The 18,514-nt window shown below is 73.3% G+C and carries 13 protein-coding genes and 1 riboswitch; of the genes, 10 read left to right on the top strand and 3 right to left on the bottom strand.

The genetic code is table 11. From position 1 onward, the window contains the following. Positions 1–46: 46 nt before the first annotated feature. From ACEPPI_RS05675 to ACEPPI_RS05665, 3 genes are all read left to right on the top strand, one after another. Positions 47–1,198 carry a citrate synthase/methylcitrate synthase gene (locus ACEPPI_RS05675; RefSeq protein ID WP_373914114.1) on the top strand — a complete coding sequence of 384 codons (1,152 nt, stop codon included), beginning with the start codon at positions 47–49 and terminating at the stop codon, positions 1,196–1,198. 14 nt (positions 1,199–1,212) lie between these two features. Next, entirely contained in the window at positions 1,213–2,349 is a 1,137-nt protein-coding gene (locus ACEPPI_RS05670) for a GTP-binding protein (protein ID WP_373914113.1), read from the top strand. 66 nt (positions 2,350–2,415) lie between these two features. Then, positions 2,416–3,192, top strand: a complete 777-nt coding sequence (locus ACEPPI_RS05665) for a hypothetical protein (RefSeq protein ID WP_373914112.1) — start codon at positions 2,416–2,418, stop codon at positions 3,190–3,192. 25 nt (positions 3,193–3,217) lie between these two features. On the opposite strand, the gene ACEPPI_RS05660 is transcribed toward ACEPPI_RS05665, so the two are convergent. Both ACEPPI_RS05660 and ACEPPI_RS05655 read right to left on the bottom strand, forming a co-directional pair. Next, the gene (locus ACEPPI_RS05660) at positions 3,218–5,386 is read right to left on the bottom strand and encodes a restriction endonuclease (protein WP_373914111.1); all 2,169 of its coding nucleotides are present in this window, start codon (positions 5,384–5,386) and stop codon (positions 3,218–3,220) included. Between the two features lie 125 nt (positions 5,387–5,511). Next, positions 5,512–7,968: a DNA topoisomerase (ATP-hydrolyzing) subunit A gene (locus ACEPPI_RS05655; RefSeq protein WP_373914110.1), complete on the bottom strand. Its 2,457-nt coding sequence runs from the start codon at positions 7,966–7,968 to the stop codon at positions 5,512–5,514. 240 nt (positions 7,969–8,208) lie between these two features. Here ACEPPI_RS05655 and ACEPPI_RS05650 point away from each other — a divergent pair, with 240 nt between their 5' ends. The 4 genes from ACEPPI_RS05650 to ACEPPI_RS05635 all read left to right on the top strand — a co-directional run bounded on the left by ACEPPI_RS05650 (position 8,209) and on the right by ACEPPI_RS05635 (position 12,996). Beyond that, the gene (locus tag ACEPPI_RS05650) at positions 8,209–9,546 is read left to right on the top strand and encodes a M16 family metallopeptidase (protein WP_373914109.1); all 1,338 of its coding nucleotides are present in this window, start codon (positions 8,209–8,211) and stop codon (positions 9,544–9,546) included. A 20-nt stretch (positions 9,547–9,566) separates the two neighbouring features. Continuing rightward, entirely contained in the window at positions 9,567–10,934 is a 1,368-nt protein-coding gene (locus tag ACEPPI_RS05645) for a M16 family metallopeptidase (RefSeq protein WP_373914155.1), read from the top strand. 228 nt (positions 10,935–11,162) lie between these two features. After that, a riboswitch (cyclic di-AMP (ydaO/yuaA leader) is annotated at positions 11,163–11,321 on the top strand. Positions 11,322–11,333: 12 nt separating this feature from the next. Then, complete coding sequence (locus ACEPPI_RS05640) at positions 11,334–12,134, top strand: M23 family metallopeptidase (RefSeq protein ID WP_373914108.1); 801 nt, start codon at positions 11,334–11,336, stop codon at positions 12,132–12,134. 196 nt (positions 12,135–12,330) lie between these two features. Beyond that, entirely contained in the window at positions 12,331–12,996 is a 666-nt protein-coding gene (locus ACEPPI_RS05635) for a GntR family transcriptional regulator (RefSeq protein ID WP_373914107.1), read from the top strand. A 256-nt stretch (positions 12,997–13,252) separates the two neighbouring features. On the opposite strand, the gene ACEPPI_RS05630 is transcribed toward ACEPPI_RS05635, so the two are convergent. Continuing rightward, positions 13,253–13,534 (bottom strand): HPr family phosphocarrier protein, encoded by a 282-nt coding sequence (locus tag ACEPPI_RS05630; RefSeq protein WP_356209454.1) that lies wholly within the window; start codon positions 13,532–13,534, stop codon positions 13,253–13,255. A gap of 210 nt (positions 13,535–13,744) precedes the next feature. On the opposite strand from ACEPPI_RS05630, the gene ACEPPI_RS05625 reads away from it, so the two are divergent. The 3 genes from ACEPPI_RS05625 to ACEPPI_RS05615 are packed head-to-tail and all read left to right on the top strand — an operon-like array spanning position 13,745 to position 18,428. Beyond that, complete coding sequence (locus tag ACEPPI_RS05625; RefSeq protein WP_373914106.1) at positions 13,745–16,576, top strand: GNAT family N-acetyltransferase; 2,832 nt, start codon at positions 13,745–13,747, stop codon at positions 16,574–16,576. A 47-nt stretch (positions 16,577–16,623) separates the two neighbouring features. Next, positions 16,624–17,223, top strand: a complete 600-nt coding sequence (locus tag ACEPPI_RS05620) for a DUF5998 family protein (RefSeq protein ID WP_030235262.1) — start codon at positions 16,624–16,626, stop codon at positions 17,221–17,223. After that, positions 17,223–18,428 carry an alkaline phosphatase family protein gene (locus tag ACEPPI_RS05615; protein ID WP_373914105.1) on the top strand — a complete coding sequence of 402 codons (1,206 nt, stop codon included), beginning with the start codon at positions 17,223–17,225 and terminating at the stop codon, positions 18,426–18,428. Before ACEPPI_RS05620 ends, ACEPPI_RS05615 begins: the two co-directional genes overlap by 1 nt. Positions 18,429–18,514: the final 86 nt, after the last annotated feature.

Genomic DNA, 18,514 nt, shown 5'->3' with positions numbered 1-18,514 from the left:
TTAATCAACATTGACAAGGATCCAGTCAAGGATGGATGGTCGATTCATGAACACCACCTTCGAAGTACCCCGCGGTCTCGCGGGAGTCGTGGTCACCGAGACCCAGCTCGGTGACGTCCGGGGCCTGGAAGGCTTCTACCACTACCGCCAGTACTCGGCCGTCGAGCTCGCCGAGAGCCGCACCTTCGAGGACGTCTGGCACCTGATGTTCCGCGGCGCGCTGCCCGCCGACCGCTCCGGGCGGGACGCCTTCGCCGCCGAGATCGCACCGCTGCGCCACCTGCCCGCCGACGTCCGGGACGCCCTGCCTGCCCTCGCCCGCGCCACCGCCGCCTCCGGGCCGCTCGCCGGGCTGCGCACCGCCCTCTCGCTGCTCGGCGCCACCGCCGGATTCCGCCCGGTCTACGACCTCACCCCCGAGGCCCGCGCCGCCGACGCGCTCGCCGCCTGCGCCGCCGTCCCGACGCTGCTCACGGCCCTGCACCGGCTGGGCCGCGGCCTGGAGCCCGTGGAGCCGCGCGACGACCTCCCGTACGCCGCCAACCACCTCTGGATGCTCACCGGCGAGGAGCCCGACCCGGTCCGGGCACGCGCCGTCGAGCGGTACCTCGTCTCCACGGTCGACCACGGCTTCAACGCCTCCACCTTCACCGCCCGCGTGATCGCCTCCACCGGCGCGGACGTCGCGGCCTGCCTGACCGGTGCGATCGGCGCGCTCTCCGGACCCCTCCACGGGGGCGCGCCCAGCCGGGCCCTGGACACCCTCGACGCCATCGGCACGGTGGAACGGATCGGGCCGTGGATCCGGGAACGGGTGCTCGCCGGGGACCGGATCATGGGCTTCGGGCACCCCGTCTACCGCACCGAGGACCCGCGCTCCCGGATGCTGCGGGGGATCGCCCGGGACTTCGGCGGGCCGCTCGTGGACTTCGCCGTGGAGGTCGAGCGGCAGGTGGAGGAGATCCTCGCCGAACTCAAGCCGGGCCGCGAGCTGCACACCAACGTGGAGTTCTACGCGGGCGTGGTCATGGAGCTGTGCGGGCTGCCGCGCGAGATGTTCACCCCCACCTTCTGCGCGGCCCGGGTGGTCGGCTGGAGCGCGAACATCCTCGAACAGGCCGCCGACCCGAAGATCATCCGGCCGGCCGCGCGCTACGCCGGCCCGACCCCGCCCCGGCCGGTCCCCCCGCTGGGCTGACTACGATCGTCCGGGTGAACAGCAGGCAGCCCGCTCCCCCCGCCCGGACCGTTCCGGTCGTCGTCCTCTCCGGATTCCTAGGTTCCGGCAAGACCACCGTGCTCAACCACCTGCTCGCCCACCGCGCGGGGACCCGGATCGGGGTCGTCGTCAACGACTTCGGGTCGATCGAGATCGACGCGATGTCCGTGGCCGGACAGGTCGGCGACTCGATGGTCTCGCTCGGCGGCGGTTGCCTGTGCTGCGCGGTCGACGGCAGCGAACTGGACGCGTACCTGGACAAGCTCGCCGCACCCGTCCACCGGATCGACGTGATCGTCATCGAGGCCAGCGGACTCGCCGAGCCGCAGGAGATGGTCCGGATGCTCGTGGCCAACGAGAATCCGTCCGTCCGCTACGGCGGCCTGGTGCAGGTCGTCGACGCGGCCGAGTTCGACGCGACCCGGGCCGCGCACCCCGAGACCGACCGTCACCTGGCCGTCGCCGACCTCGTGGTGCTGAACAAGACCGACCGCGTGGACGCCGCCGAACGGGCCCGCGTCGAGGGCGAACTCGCCGCGCTCTGCGCCCCGGGCATCCCCGTGGTCGGTGCCGAACACGGGCGGATCGACCCGGAACTGCTCTTCGACCGCCGGCCCTGGTCGCGGACCCGGGGGCAGCTGTCCTTCGAGGACCTGCTCGTGGAGGCCGCGGAACACGGGCACACCGACGGGCAGGACCACGACGGGCACCTGCACGCGGCCTACGAGGCGGTCGAGTTCACCTCACACGAGGCGCTCTCCCCGCGCCGCCTCATCGACTTCCTCGACCGCCGCCCGGCCGGCCTCTACCGGATCAAGGGCTTCGTCTGGTTCGGCGTCCCCGGCCACCAGGAGCGCTACGAGGTCCACTCGGTCGGCCGCTTCCTGCGCTTCGCCCCCGGTCCCTGGGGGCGGGGGGAGCCGCGCAGGACGCAGCTGGTCCTGATCGGCTCCGCCCTCGACGGCCCCGGGCTGCTGCACGAACTGGCCGGCTGCGAAGAGGAGGACCCGCGGAACACGCCGCCCGAGAGCATGTGGGGCGTGCTGCGCTACGTGGACCGGGCGGACCGTACCGGGGAGGAGACCGACGGGCTCGCCGGGCCGGACGGGGGCGCCGGCCCCGGCGAGTGAGCCCGCCCGACGGCCGGGGCGGTCCGCGCCCTTACGCCCGCCGGATGTTGCTGGGACGCTGGGGGGATGGGCGCGGACGGGGAACACCGGCGGCTCGCGGGCCGGGCGGGGACATGGACCGGGATCTGGGCGGGCGCGTGGGCGGTGGCCCTCACCGGCGTCTTCACCGGGCTGGCACGGCTGTTCATGCTGTGGGACCTGCACACCAGGGCCGACTCCGGCCTGTCGCGCCTCCAGGGACTGGCCTGGATGTACCTCGCGCTGGCCGCGATCGTCGGCTTCGGCCTCCTCGCGGCCTCCCCGGGGCTGAGCCCGCGCGGGGTCCGGACGGCCGGGGTCGCCGCCGGGGTCCTCTACGTCGGGACGGTCACGCTGGCGTACGGCTGGTCGGCGCGGGCCGCCGACGAGATCCTGCGCGACCGGGGGGTGGCGTACCCGGCCGCGGTCACCGCCGCCTGGACCCGCGGGAACCCCGACACGGGGGAGGTGTACCTGGCGGACGTGCGGCTGGAGGACGGCCGGACCCTCACCCTCGCCGCGTCGCCGAGCTTCTTCCGCGGGGCCGAGTGGGCCCGGGAACACCCGGTGGGCGCCGCGTCGCAGGTGACCCTGGACCCGGAGGGCGTGGCCCAGCCGCGGTTCGGGCCGCCGCCGACGGGCGCCGCCGTGGGCTGGCCGGCCGCCGGGGCCGGGACGGTGGCCGCGGCCTCCCTGGCGGCGGCCCTCCCCCTGGGCGCCCGTACCGCGGCCCGCCGCGCCCCGCGGGCCGCGGGACCGGAGCCCCGGGACGCGGTTCCCCACGGCCGTGGCCACCGGGGCGTACCGGGCCCCGGCGGGGCCTGACGTCCGCACCGGGCGACGGTGCCGGTCAGGCCACCTCGACCCCGTACTCCCGCAACAGGTCCTCCAGGCCACCGCGGTAGCCCTTGCCGCCGATCACGAACTTCCAGTCGCCGTTCGGGCGGCGCCGGAAGGAGCCGAGGACCAGGGCCGTCTCGCCCGCCCTGCCGTCAGAGACCTCCAGCTGGTCGATCTCCCCTCCGGCCGCGTCCAGCAGCCGGATCCGGGCGTCGGTGAACCCCGCGAGGTCAGCGTCCGGATCGGCCTCCGGGTCGATGGCGGCGACCAGGACCAGGCGGTCGGCACGCTGCGGCAGGGCGTCGAAGCCGACCTCCACGGCGGCCTTGTCGGGCGCCGTGTGCGGACGGGAACGCACCGAACCGTCCGGGGTCCGCGGGTTGTTGAAGAACACGAAGTGGTCCTCGCTCAGCACCCGGTCGCCCTCGCAGACCAGCGCGCACACGTCGAGCGCGACCCGGCCGGACCAGTACATCCCCAGCACGTTGCGGTCGGCCGCCACGGGCGGCGGTTCCAGGGGCAGGGCCGGGACGGTGTCGGCGGCCGGATCCGCCCCCCGCGCAGCCGCCCCCGCGTCCCGCCGCGTTCCCCGCGGAGCCGGTACGGCGGCCTCCCGGGTGCTCCCGCCCAGCCGCCCCCGCAGTCCGTACCGGTGCAGCAGCTCGACCAGTTCGGCCCCGGGAACCAACTCCAGCGGCTTGCCGTTGGCAAAGGTGTACGACCCGGGCCCGAAGGACGCGGTGGTGACCAGCACCCCCTTGTTCGCCCCCTTGTCCTGGACCGTGCCGTACAGATCACGCACGGCCGTCGGAGGCACCGTGTTCCGGTAGCGCTTGACCTGCACCACGATCCGCCCGCCCCGGATAGGGGCCGGGTCCAGCGCCTCGACGTCCACACCGCCGTCGCCCGACCGCTGCGTGGTCACCGCCTCCATGCCCATCGCCCGAAACAGCTCCGCCACCAGGTTCTCGAAGGCGATCGGGTCCATTACGAAGAGGTCGGGTTCCTCCCCGCCGTCCGCGTGCCCGCCGTGGCTGACGACCCCGCCGGCGCCGCCGACCTCGCCCGGCCTGCGGCTCGCCCGTACGGCCGTCAGCTGGTCCGGCCGCGCCGACAACTGCCCGCGCAGGCCGTCCGTCAGACAGTCCACCGCGCTCACCTGCTCCAGCCGCAGTCCGGAGAAGGCGGAGTGCGGGGCCTGCACGGTCGTCAGGACGAGCTGTGCCTCCCGGCCGGTCACCGGATCGTGGTCGTCCACGAACCCGTTGACGACCACCGACTCCAGCGCCCCGAACTCGTCCGCCGCGTACACCTCGCGCAGCACCAGCAACACGCACTGGGCCAGCAGGTCCCGGTACAGCGCCCGGCGCTGCGTCGCCGGCCGGGCGGTCTCCTTGTCCTGGTCCGTGCCCGCCACGTACCGCACGGACTTCGTCTCCGGCACGGCCTCGTACCGGGGCAGCTCCCAGTCCAGCACGAGCTGCCGCGCCGCCGGGTCGTACGCCGCCGAGACCTGGCGGGGCAGCTCCTCGGGCCAGGCCGTGGAGGCGTACAGCGCCGCCGAGAAGTACTCCACCGCCGCCTCGGGATCACCCGCGCGCAGCGCGTCGGCCAGTTCGGTGAGACCGCCGTTGTGGCGGCGGATCCCGGCGAGCTGCTCCGCCGCCCACCGGTCGTACTGCTGCCGGTACGCGGCCAGCTGCCGCAGCCGCTCCTGCTCCGCGGCGTGCGCGGCCTGCCACGCCTGCGTGTACCGGTCGTGGGCCTCCCGCTCGGCCTGGGCGCGACGCCCCGAGCCGAGGGTCCAGCCGCTGCTCTGCTGCTGGAACTGGTGCAGCTGGGGCATCGGCACCGGGTGGGCGAGGGTGCCGGGGTTGAAGGCTTCGAGCCGCTCGTCGCGGACCAGGGAGGCCATCCGGAACGCCGGTGCCCGGCAGCCGGCGGCCAGCAGCCCCTGCAGGGCGGCGACCTCGGCTTCGAGCTGCTCGGTGCGCCGCCGGGCCTCGGCCTCGCGGTGCTGTTTGTAGGCGGCCTGCTGCTCACGCCGGTCCCGGGCGACGTCCCGCTCGTAGGCCCGCTGCCGGCGCTCGGCCTCGCGCTGCTGGATCAACTGCGTCCGCTGCTGCTGCCGCTGGGCCTCCGCCCAGACCCCGATCAATCCGCTCGACCGACGACTCATCGGCTCTGTTCTCCCCCCACCCGCGTGTACGGGGAAAACAGTAGTCGGGTCGTGGGGGGGGGGGGGGGGGGGGGGGGGGGGGGCCGGGCCCCCCCCCCCCCCCCCCCCCCCCCCCGCACCCGCCGCTACAGCGCGCCGCCCGCCAGTGCCCGGACATCGGCCGGCAGTGCGGTGCCCGAGCCGTCGCGGCGCGGGTCCACCGCCGGCAGTGCGGCCGGAGTGCCGTTCGCCGAGGCGGCGCGGACCGGGGCGTTGCCGGCCCAGGCCAGCACCAGCAGGTCCTCGCCCTTCAGGAACCGCTGGCAGCGCACACCACCGGTGGCGCGCCCCTTGCGCGGGTACTGGTCGAACGGGGTGAGCTTGCCGGAGCGCACCGAGTCGTCCAGGGTGGCGTGCGATCCCGCCACGCTGAACACCACGGCGTCCCGCGCCGGGTCCACCGCCGAGAAGTGGATCACCTTGGCGTTCTCGGAGAGCTTGATGCCCGCCATGCCGCCCGCCGGGCGGCCCTGCGGGCGCACCTGGCCCGCCGGGTAGCGCAGCAGCTGGGCGTCGTCGGTGATGAAGACCAGGTCCTCCTCGCCGGTGCGCAGTTCGACCGCGCCGACGATCCGGTCGCCGTCCTTGAGGGTGATGACCTCCAGCTCGTCCTTGTTGGCCGGGTAGTCCGGCACGACCCGCTTGACCACGCCCTGCTCGGTGCCCAGGGCCAGACCCTGCGAGGACTCGTCCAGCGAGATCAGGCAGATCACCGTCTCGTCGGCCTCCAGCCCGGAGACGAACTCCGCGACCGGGGCACCGCCCGCCAGGTTCGGCGCGGCGTGGGTGTCCGGGAGCTGCGGCAGGTCGATCACCGACAGCCGCAGCAGGCGCCCGTAGGAGGTCACCACGCCCACGTCGGCCCGCGCGGTGGCGGCCACCTGCGAGACGATCAGGTCGTGCTTGGCGCGGGAGCCGCCCTCCTCCTCGGGCAGCGGCTCGGCGTTGGCCGTACGGGCCAGCAGACCGGTGGACGACAGCAGCACGCGGCAGGGGTCGTCGGCGACCTCCAGCGGGACCGCGGCGACCGCCGTGCCCGCCGACTCCAGCAGCACGGTGCGGCGCTCGGTGCCGAACTTCTTCGCGACGGCGGCGAGTTCGCTGGAGACCAGCTTGCGCAGCTCGCTGTCCGAGTCCAGGATCCCGGTCAGCTCGTCGATCTCGCCCGTCAGCCGGTCGCGCTCGGACTCCAGCTCGATCCGGTCGAAGCGGGTGAGGCGGCGCAGCGGGGTGTCGAGGATGTACTGGGTCTGGATCTCGCTCAGGGAGAAGCGCTCCATCAGGCGCTCCTTGGCCTGTGCGGAGTTGTCGCTGTCCCGGATGATCCGGATGACCTCGTCGATGTCGACCAGGGCCACCAGCAGGCCCTCGACCAGGTGCAGGCGGTCGCGCCGCTTGCCGCGGCGGAACTCGCTGCGGCGCCGCACGACCTCGAAGCGGTGGTCGAGGTAGACCTCCAGCAGTTCCTTGAGGCCCAGCGTCAGCGGCTGGCCGTCGACCAGCGCGACGTTGTTGATGCCGAAGGACTCCTCCATCGGCGTCAGCTTGTACAGCTGCTCCAGTACGGCCTCCGGGTGGAAGCCGTTCTTGATCTCGATGACCAGGCGCAGGCCGTGCGAGCGGTCGGTGAGGTCCTTGACGTCGGCGATGCCCTGGAGCTTCTTCGAGCCGACCAGGTCCTTGATCTTCGCGATGACCTTCTCGGGACCGACCGTGAAGGGCAGTTCGGTGACGACCAGGCCCTTGCGGCGCGGGGTCACGTCCTCCACGGCCACGGTGGCGCGGATCTTGAACGTGCCGCGACCGTTCTCGTAGGCGTCCTTGATCCCGGAGAGACCCACGATCCGTCCGCCCGTGGGCAGGTCGGGGCCCGGAACGAAGCGCATCAGCGCCTCCAGGTCGGCCTCCGGGTAGCGGATCAGGTGGCGGGCGGCCGCGATGACCTCGCCCAGGTTGTGCGGGGCCATGTTGGTGGCCATGCCGACGGCGATCCCGGAGGCGCCGTTGACCAGCAGGTTCGGGTAGGCGGCGGGGAGGGCGACGGGCTCGCGCTCCTGGCCGTCGTAGTTGGCGGTGAAGTCGACGGTGTCCTCGTCGATCGACTCCGTCATCAGCGACGTCGCGTCGGCCATCTTGCACTCGGTGTAACGCATCGCGGCCGGCGGGTCGTCGTTGCCGAGCGAGCCGAAGTTGCCGTGGCCGTCGACCAGCGGCAGCCGCATCGAGAAGGGCTGGGCCATGCGCACGAGGGCGTCGTAGATCGAGGCGTCACCGTGCGGGTGCAGCTTGCCCATGACCTCGCCGACGACACGGGCGCACTTGACGTACCCGCGGTCGGGGCGCAGGCCCATCTCGTTCATCTGGTAGACGATGCGCCGGTGCACCGGCTTCATGCCGTCCCGGGCGTCGGGCAGGGCCCGGGAGTAGATCACGGAATACGCGTACTCAAGGAAGGAGCCCTGCATCTCATCGACGACGTCGATGTCGAGGATCTTCTCCTCGAAGTCCTCCGGCGGCGGGGTCTTCGTGCTGCGGCGGGCCATCGCTGCGCGGCTCCTTAACCAAGGTTCGGGGTGTACGGGTGCCCGGACGGGTCCGTCCGGGCGGGTGTCGACGCGGACCATTGTGGCCCGAGGCACCGACAACGCCGACTCCGACCCCGGGGACACCCCGGACGGAGTCCGGGGGCGGGACCCGGGAACTTCTCCGGTGGCCGACGCGCTTGCATACAGTGGCAGGTCTGACAGAAATCTCTGCATCGCGATCGAAGGGACCACATGCCCATGGGTCACACGGCCACAGCTCAGGCCGGCTCCGGCGGCCTGACAGCGACCGAGCACCGGCTGGCCAACGGCCTGCGCGTGGTGCTGTCCGAGGACCACCTCACCCCGGTCGCCGCCGTCTGCCTCTGGTACGACGTCGGCTCGCGCCACGAAGTCAAGGGCCGGACCGGTCTGGCTCACCTCTTCGAGCACCTGATGTTCCAGGGCTCGGCGAGCGTGGCGGGCAACGGGCACTTCGAGCTGGTCCAGGGCGCCGGCGGCTCCCTGAACGGCACCACCAGCTTCGAGCGCACCAACTACTTCGAGACGATGCCGGCCCACCAGCTGGAGCTCGCCCTGTGGCTGGAGGCGGACCGCATGGGTTCGCTGCTGGCCGCCCTGGACGAGGAGTCCATGGAGAACCAGCGCGACGTCGTCAAGAACGAACGCCGCCAGCGCTACGACAACGTGCCGTACGGCACCGCCTTCGAGAAGCTGACCGCCCTCGCCTACCCCGAGGGCCACCCGTACCACCACACCCCGATCGGCTCGATGGCCGACCTGGACGCCGCGTCCCTGGAGGACGCGCGCAACTTCTTCCGTACGTACTACGCGCCCAACAACGCCGTCCTGTCGGTCGTGGGCGACATCGACCCCGAGACGACGCTCGCGTGGGTCGAGAAGTACTTCGGCACCATTCCGGCGCACGACGGCAAGCAGCCGCCGCGCGACGGCTCGCTCCCCGAGGTCATGGGCGGGCAGCTCCGTGAGGAGATCGTCGAGGAGGTCCCGGCCCGCGCGCTGATGGCCGCCTACCGGCTGCCGCACGACGGCACCCGCGAGTGCGACGCCGCCGACGTGGCGCTGACCGTACTGGGCGGCGGCGAGTCCTCCCGCCTGCACAACCGCCTGGTCCGCCGTGACCAGAGCGCCGTGGCGGCCGGTTTCGGCCTGCTGCGCCTGGCCGGCGCGCCCTCGCTGGGCTGGCTGGACGTCAAGACCTCCAGCGGCGTCGAGGTACCCGCCATCGAGGCGGCCGTCGACGAAGAGCTCGCGCGGTTCGCCGAGGAGGGCCCCACGGCCGAGGAGATGGAGCGCGCCCAGGCACAGCTGGAGCGGGAGTGGCTGGACCGGCTGAGCACCGTGGCCGGCCGGGCCGACGAACTGTGCCGCTTCGCAGTGCTGTTCGGCGACCCCCAGCTGGCGCTGACCGCCGTCCAGCGGGTCCTGGACATCACCGCCGAGGAAGTGCAGGCCGTGGCCGCGGCCCGGCTGCGCCCCGACAACCGCGCGGTGCTGGTCTACGAGCCGCTGCCCGGTTCCGACGAGTCCGACGAGAACGAGGGGGCGGAGCAGTGAGCGACACCGCAGCCGTCACGATGACCTTCCACCCGCGCCCGCAGGCCGGCGAGGCCAAGCCCTGGGCCTTCCCGGCCCCCGTGCGCGGCACCCTGGCCAACGGCCTGACCCTGCTGCGCTGCCACCGCCCGGGCCAGCAGGTCGTCGCGGTCGAGGTCAACCTCGCCGCCCCGCTGGACGCCGAGCCCGAGGGCCTCGACGGGGTGGCCACCATCATGGCCCGCGCCCTGTCGGAGGGCACCGACAAGCACTCCGCGGAGGAGTTCGCCGCCGAGCTGGAGCGCTGCGGCGCCACGCTCGACGCGCACGCCGACCACCCCGGCCTGCGGGTCTCGCTGGAGGTGCCCGCCTCCCGCCTGCACAAGGCCCTCGGCCTGCTCGCCGAGGCGCTGCGCGCACCCGCCTTCGCCGACAACGAGGTCGACCGCCTGGTGCGCAACCGGCTCGACGAGATCCCGCACGAGCTGGCCAACCCGCAGCGCCGTGCCGCCAAGCAGCTCTCCAAGGAGCTCTTTCCGGCCACCCTGCGCATGTCCCGCCCCCGCCAGGGCACCGAGGAGACCGTCGCGCGGATCGACTCCGCGGCCGTACGCGCCTTCTACGAGGCCCACGTGCGCCCCGCCACCGCCACCGCGGTGATCGTCGGCGACCTGACCGGCATCGACCTGGACGCCGTGCTGGCCGACACCCTGGGCACCTGGACGGGGAATTCCGCCGAGCCGCTGCCGGTTCCGCCCGTGACGGCCGACGACACCGGCCGCGTGGTCATCGTGGACCGGCCCGGAGCGGTCCAGACGCAGCTGCTGATCGGCCGGATCGGTCCCGACCGGCACGACATCGTCTGGGCGCCCCAGGTGCTCGGCACGTACTGCCTCGGCGGCACCCTCACCTCCCGCCTGGACAAGGTGCTGCGCGAGGAGAAGGGCTACACCTACGGGGTGCGGGCCTTCGGCCAGGTGCTGCGCTCCACCGCCGACGGCAAGGGCGCCTCGATGCTCGCCATCAGCGGGTCGGTGGACACCCCCAACACCGGCCCGGCGCTGGAGGACCTCTGGAAGGTGCTGCGCACGCTGGCCGCGGAGGGCCTGACCGACGCCGAACGCGACGTGGCCGTGCAGAACCTGGTGGGCGTGGCCCCGTTGAAGTTCGAGACGGCGGCGTCCGTCGCGGGCACCCTCGCCGACCAGGTGGAGCAGGAGCTGCCGGACGACTACCAGGCGCGGTTGTACGCCCGGCTGGCCGAAACCGGTACGGCGGAGGCCACTTCGGCGGTCGTGAGCGCGTTCCCGGTGGACCGGCTCGTCACGGTCCTGGTGGGCGATGCCGCGCAGATCGAGGAGCCCGTGCGGGCGCTCGGCATCGGTGAGGTCACCGTCGTCACCAACTGACTTCCGTGGCATCGGTGTTCGGGCTTCGGGGCCGCTCTGGCACCGGGGTGTGACAGGGGCCCCGGCGGTGACACCGTCGGGGCCCCTTTTGTCTGCTTTGCAGCCGTGGTTGCGGTTATGCGGTGTGGCGTACGCAACAAAAGCGCTCGTCTGTTTGGCGATCGACTGATGATCCGCCTAGCGTCGCCCTTGCTGTCCGTCAGTTGTGCGCGCCGCACCCGCGGCACCGGGCAGCGATCGCCGAGTCCCCGTCAGGCGCGAGCCTGGGGAGCCGGGGACCCACATGTGTCCCTGGGGTGAATCGGACCACCTCGCAAGAGGGGCCCGTAGGAGACCTTCCTGCTCCGAACCCGTCAGCTAACCCGGTAGGCGAGAGGGAAGGAAAGGACCAGCCCCTTCATGGCGTTTGGCAGTCGTACCGCCGCTCCCGGCAAGCACCGTGGTTCCAGCCGTCTGAGCCGCAAGACCGCCGGCTACGCCGGCATAGCCGCCCTCGCCACCACGGGTGTGGTCGCCGCCGTCGCAGCCCCGGCCTTCGCCGCGGACAACAGCGCGCCCTCCGTCGAGGACACCGGCCAGAGCGCGGTCGTCGTCGCCGACGGCCTCCAGGACGACATCGAGGTCCAGGCCGAGTCCCAGCAGGTCGCCGCCGAGGCCGTCGCAGCCCAGGCGCAGGCCGAGGCCGACGCCAAGCAGCGCGCCTCCGAGGCCAAGCGGACCGCCGAGGCCAAGGAGAAGTCCGAGCGCGAGGCCGCCGAGCGCGCCGCCCGCGAGGAGGCCCGCAAGCGCCTCAACACCTTCGTGGCTCCCGTCGACGGCTCCTACGTCAGCACCCAGTACGGCGCGGGTGGCGGCATGTGGTCCTCCGGCAGCCACACGGGCATCGACTTCCACGCGGACGAGGGCACCTCGGTCCACGCCGTCGGCGCGGGCACCATCGTCGAGGCGGGCTGGGGCGGCGCGTACGGCAACAACATCGTCATCAAGCACAACGACGGTACGTACACCCAGTACGGGCACCTGCTCTCGCTGAACGTCTCCGTCGGCGAGAGCGTCACCGCGGGCCAGCAGATCGGCCTGTCGGGCTCCACGGGCAACTCCAGCGGCCCGCACCTGCACTTCGAGGCCCGCACCGGCGCCACGTACGGCACGGACATCAACCCGCTGGCGTACCTGCGCCAGCACGGCGTCGGCGTCTGACCGCACGCACCGCGCACCTCCGCAGTACGAAGAAGGCCCCGGCTCTCCGAGCCGGGGCCTTCTTCGCGTCCCCCTCCGCAGTGAAATGTTTCGGATATCGGGCCGTCATCGGAAATTATCGTGTGCTGCAATAGAGTCGCAGCACGGTCAAGAATCCGGCGACGGTGCCGGCGGTGAATCCAGCGGAGGTCCGGCCTTGCGTATTCCTGCGCACGCGGTATGCACAGCGATCCGCGACGACATCGTCTCCGGTTTCTTCGGGCCGGGGGGCCGGCTGACCGAGGAGGTGCTCGCCCGCCGCTACGGCGTCTCCCGGGTCCCCGTCCGCGAGGCGCTGCGCACCCTGGAGTCCGAGGGCTTCGTCACCACCCGGCGCCACGCCGGCGCCTGCGTGGCCGAGCCGAGCATCCAGGAGGCCGCCGACCTCCTGGAGCTGCGGATGCTGCTGGAGCCGCTGGCGGCCTCACGGGCGGCCCGCCGGCGCACCGAGGCCCACCTGAAGGTCCTGCGCGGCCTGGTCAGGCTGGGCCGGGAGCGGGCCCGCAAGGCGCAGGGGGAGGACCTGCGGGCCCTGGGGGGCTGGTTCCACGAAACCCTGGCCCAGGCTTCGGGCAGCCCCGGGCTGATCGCCCTGCTGACCCAGACCCGGCGCAAGATCGCCTGGATGTACGTGGTGGAGCCCCCGGCGCGGCCCGTGGACTCCTGGGCGGAGCACGGGGCGATCGTCGACGCGGTGGCGCGCGGGGACGCGGAGCGGGCCGCGGCCCTCACCGCGCTGCACGCGGAGCGGGCGGCAGCGGCGCACCGGCCGAGGGTGAGGACTTCGCAACCTGCCGTACACACGGCGAGCGGCCGGCATTAACAAGCGCCGCGTATACAAAAGGGTATGCCGGGCCGGCGAATGCGGCATGCCCGCTTTTCCCGCCGTGCGCATTTCCGTCGGCCGTCGTGCTGTCCGAAAATTCCTCTGCCGCGCCCTGCCGAATTCCTGCGGCCGGAATTCGTCCGGCCGGAATTCGTGCGATCGGACGCGTGCGATCGGCCGGGACGGAAAAACACTGAAGCCGCAGTCCCCGGGGTGGGGGGACTGCGGCTTCACCGGCACCGGACCCGAAGGGTCAGACGGTCTCCGGGAGCTCCTCAAGGCCCTCGGCGACCAGCTTCGCGAGGCGGTCCAGCGCGACGTCCGCGCCATCGGCCTCGGAAGCGAGCACGATCTCCTCGCCGCCCTGGGCGCCCAGGCCCAGGACAGCCAGCATGGAAGCGGCGTTGACGGGGTCGCCGCCCGCCTTCGCGATGGTCACCGGGACGCCGGAAGCGGTCGTCGCGCGGACGAAGATCGAGGCGGGACGAGCGTGCAGGCCCTCGGCCCAGCCGACGTTGACGCGGCGCTCTGCCATGGTGATGCCCTTCAGGTTCTTACGGTTGTCTAGACCAGTCTCTCACGACACCCGGACTGCCCGGACCGACGTCCGACCCGGATCCACCGCCGTTCGACCCTCCCCAGCTTGCACTGGTTCGCCCTGGTGTGACGGATTCGCCGCGCGCACGCGGTCCCACCCGTCGGGCACGCCCGTCCACCGGCGCGCATCGCCCCTTAGGGTGGCTCCATGACCACTGCGTCGGACCCCTCGTACCCGGCCCACTGGGAAGCGGACGTCGTGCTGCGCGACGGCGGCACCGCCCGGATCCGCCCCATCACCACCGAGGACGCGGGCCGGCTGGTCAGCTTCTACGAGCAGGTCTCGGAGGAGTCGAAGTACTACAGGTTCTTCGCCCCCCATCCCCACCTCTCCGACCGCGACGTGCACCGCTTCACGCATCACGACTACGTCGACCGCGTGGGCCTCGCCGCGACCATCGGCGGGGAGTTCATCGGCACCGTCCGCTACGACCGCATCGGCCCCGACGGCCGTCCCGCCTCCGCGCCCGCCGACGAGGCCGAGGTGGCCTTCCTCGTACAGGACGCCCACCAGGGCCGCGGGGTGGCCTCCGTCCTGCTGGAGCACATCGGCGCGGTGGCCCGCGAACGCGGCATCCGCCGGTTCGCCGCCGAGGTGCTGCCCGCCAACACCAAGATGATCAAGGTCTTCACGGACGTCGGCTACCAGCAGAAGCGCAGCTTCGAGGACGGCTCCGTCCACCTCACCCTCGACCTCGAACCCACCGCCGAGTCCCTCGCCGTCCAGCGGGCCCGTGAGCAGCGCGCCGAGGCCCGGTCCGTCCAGCGCCTGCTGGCCCCCGGCTCCGTCGCGGTGGTCGGCGTCAGCCGCTCCGGATCCGGCGTGGGCTCCGCCGCCCTGCGCAACCTGCGCGACGGCGGCTTCCACGGACACCTCTACGCCGTCAACGAGGCCCGCGCCCCCGGCATGGAGGGGGACCTGCTGGACGGCGTGCGGGCCTACCGCACCGTCTCCGACATCAACGCCCCCGTCGACCTCGCCGTGATCGCCGTCCCCGCGGAGCGGGTCCCGGACGCGGTGGCCGCCTGCGGGGAGCACGGCGTACAGGGACTGGTGGTGCTGTCGGCCGGATACGGCGAGAGCGGCCCGGGCGGACTGGCCCGCCAGCGGGAACTCGTGCGCCAGGTCCGCTCCTACGGGATGCGCCTGATCGGACCCAACGCCTTCGGGGTGATCAACACCGCCCCCGCCGTGGAACTCAACGCCTCCCTGGCCCCGGCCCCCGCCACCGCCCGCGGACGGATCGGCCTGTTCACCCAGTCCGGAGCCATCGGGATCGCCCTGCTGTCCGGACTGCTGCGGCGCGGCGAGGGCCTGTCGTCCTTCGTCTCCGCCGGGAACCGGGCGGACGTCTCCGGCAACGACATCCTCCAGTACTGGTACGACGACGAGGCCACCGACGTGGCCCTCATGTACCTGGAGACCCTCGGGAACCCGCGCAAGTTCACCCGCCTCGCCCGCCGCACGGCCGCCGTCAAGCCGGTGGTCGTCGCCCGCGGCGGCAGGCACACCCCCGCCGGACACCTCGTCCCCGGCACCCGGCTCCCCGACACCACCGTCTCCGACCTGCTCCGCCAGGCCGGCGTCATCCGCGTCGACACCGTCACCGAGCTCGTGGACGTCGGCCTGCTGTTGGCCGGACAGCCCCTTCCGGCGGGCCCCCGCGTGGCGATCCTCGGCAACTCCGAGTCCCTCGGCGTGCTCACCTACGACGCCTGCCTGACCGAGGGGCTGCGCCCGCTGCCCCCGCTCGACCTGACCACCGCCGCCTCCCCGGCCGACTTCCGCGCCGCCCTGTCCGCGGCCCTGGCCTCGGACGACTGCGACACCGTCGTCGTCAACGCCATCCCGTGGGTGAGCGAGCGCACGCTCGCCGACGACCTCGCGGAGGCGCTGCGGCAGGCCGCGGCCGAGGTGCCCGGCAAGCCCGTGGCGGTGGTGCACGTGGAACTGGTCGAGCTGGTCGCGGCCCTCTCCGCAGTCCGGGCCGCGCCCCCCACCCCGCCAGGCCCCGCCGGGCCGGACCCGACGACCGCCCCCGCCCCGGCCGCCCCCGCCCCGGCGCGTGCCCAGGCCCCCGCGCCCGCCGCCACCCCGGCCGAAGCCGCCCGCCGGATCCCGGCCTACCCCGCGGCGGAGCGGGCCGTGAAGGCCGTCGCCGAGGCCGTCCGGTACGCCGAGTGGCGCCGGGCGAACGCCGAGGCCGGACAGGTCCCCGAGTACGAGGACATCGACGAGAGCGGCGCCGCCGCCCGCCTCGCCACCCTGCTGGACGGCGTCCCCGAGGGAGCCGTCCTGACCCTGGACGAGGCCGCCGCCCGCGACCTGCTCGGCCGCTACGGGATCCCCGTCAGGCCCGTCCTGCCCGCCCCGAGCCCCGACGCCGCCGTCCGCGCGGCCCGGATCCTCGGCTACCCGGTCGCCCTCAAGACCACCGCCCCGCACCTGCGCCACCGCGCGGACCTGGGCGGCGTACGCCTCGACCTGACCACCGAGGCCGAGCTGCGCCGCTCCTACGAGGAGCTCACCGAGGCCCTCGGCAAGCCCGGCGAGCTGCTCCCCGTCGTCCAGGCCATGGCCCCGCGCGGGGTGGACACCGTCGTCCGCGCCGTCGTCGACCCCGCGGCCGGCACCGTCCTGTCCTTCGGGCTCGCCGGGGTCGCCTTCGAGCTCCTCGGCGACACCGCGCACGGCCTGGTCCCCGCCACCGACCGCGACGTGGCCGCCCTGATCCGCTCCATCCGCACCGCGCCGCTCCTCTTCGGCTGGCGCGGCAGCGACCCCGTCGACACCCCAGCCCTGGAGGAACTGCTGCTGCGCCTGTCCCGGCTCGTCGACGACCACCCCGAGGTGACCGGGGTCGCCCTGGAGCCGGTCGTCGTCGCCGCGGAAGGCCTCTCCGTGCTCAGCGCCACCGTCCGCGTGGCCCACCCGCCCGCCCGGACCGACCTCGGCCCGCGCACCCTGCCCAGCTACTGAGCGCCGGGCAGGTAGGGGGACGCCGTACGGGCCTTAGGATGGACCTCATGGCGAAATCCGGTACGACGACCCAGGGGCTGCTCCGCGCGGCGATCGAGCGCAGCGGCTACTACCCGGCCCTCGTGGCCGAGGCGGTGGAGGCCGCCGTCGGCGGCGAGCCGATCTCGTCGTACCTGGTCCACCAGGAGACCACCTTCGACTCCAACGAGGTGCGCCGGCACGTCACCGTGCTGGTCCTGACCGGCAACCGCTTCATCGTCAGCCACACCGACGAGCAGGCCGCCGACGCCGGGTCCCCGTCCCCGTACGCGACGACCTCGACCGAGTCGGTCAAGCTGTCCAGCATCTCCTCCGTGGTCCTCAGCCGCGTCGTGGCCAACCCGGAGTCCTACACCCCGGGCCAGCTGCCGCGCGAGGTCGTGCTGACCATCGGCTGGGGCGCGGTCTCGCGCATCGACCTGGAGCCCGCCGCCTGCGGCGACCCGAACTGCGACTCCGACCACGGCTACACCGGCAACTCCACGGCCGACGACCTCAGCCTGCGGGTCAGCGAGGCGGGCGACGGACCCGAGACGGTCCGCCAGACGCTCGTCTTCGCCCAGGCGCTCTCGGAAGCCACGGCGGCGACCGCCACCCCCGCCCGCTGATGTCGTACTCCGCGCCGCCGAACTGGCAGGACGACCCGGAAATCCTCGACCTCGCCGGCGCCCCGGTCCCGCACTACGGGACCGGTTCGCTCGCCGACCTGCTGCCGACCCTGGCGGCGGGCCAGGGCGTGCCGGGTCTCGCCGCGGGGATCATCGAGCTGGCCCCGGCCGACCGGAACTGCGTGTTCCTGGTCGACGGCATGGGCTGGGAGCAGATCAAGGCCCACCCGGAGTACGCCCCCTTCCTCACCTCCCTCCTCGCGAGCTCGCGCGGCGGCACCGGCCGTCCGATCACCGCCGGCTTCCCGGCGACCACCGCCACCTCGCTGGCCTCCGTCGGCACCGGCCTGCCCCCCGCCCGGCACGGCCTGCCCGGCTACGCCGTGCGCAACCCGGCCTCCGGCGAGCTGATGAACCAGCTCCGCTGGCAGCCGTGGACGCAGCCCAAGCCCTGGCAGCCGTACCCGACGGTGTTCCAGCTCGCCGACGCGGCCGGGGTGCACACCGCCCAGGTGTCCGCGCCGAACTTCAAGAGCACCCCGCTCACCCAGATCGCCCTCAGCGGCGGCACCTTCCACGGCCGGATGACCGGCGAGGAGCGGATGGACCTCGCGGCGATCCAGCTCGCCGCCGGGGAACGCTCGCTCGTGTACACGTACTACAGCGAGCTCGACGGGGCCGGCCACCGGCACGGCGTGGACTCGGACGCCTGGCGCGGCCAGCTCATGTACGTCGACCGGCTCGTACAGCGGCTCGCGGAGCAGCTGCCGCCGCGCACCGCCCTGTACGTGACCGCCGACCACGGCATGGTCGACGTCCCCTTCGACGAGGACTCCCGGATCGACTTCGACGAGGACTGGGAGCTGGGTGCGGGCGTGGCCCTGCTCGGCGGTGAGGGCCGGGCCCGGCACGTCTACGCGGTACCGGGCGCCGAGGCCGACGTCCTGACCGTGTGGCGCGAGGTGCTCGGCGACCGCTTCTGGGTCGCGAGCCGCGAAGAGGCCCTGGACCGGGGCTGGTTCGGGGCGCCGGGGGAGTGCGACGAGCGGGTGCTCGGACGGATCGGCGACGTGATCGCCGCGGCCCAGGCCGACGTCGCGATCACCGCGTCCCGCAAGGAGCCCAACGAGTCGGCCCTCGCCGGCATGCACGGCTCCATGACCGCGGCCGAACAGCTGGTCCCGCTGCTCGAAGTCCGCACCTGAGCCGTCCCTCCCCTCCGCTTCCCCCCCTCCCGCACCCGAAAGGTCCCGTACTTCCCATGCCCGAGCTGGTGTTCTTCTCCGGAACG

Source organism: Streptomyces sp. AB3(2024) (assembly GCF_041862025.1).
In the GTDB taxonomy this organism is placed as follows: Bacteria; Actinomycetota; Actinomycetes; order Streptomycetales; family Streptomycetaceae; genus Streptomyces.
The sequence above is the reverse complement of the archived record's forward strand: the minus strand, read 5'-3'. Positions and strand labels throughout refer to the sequence as shown.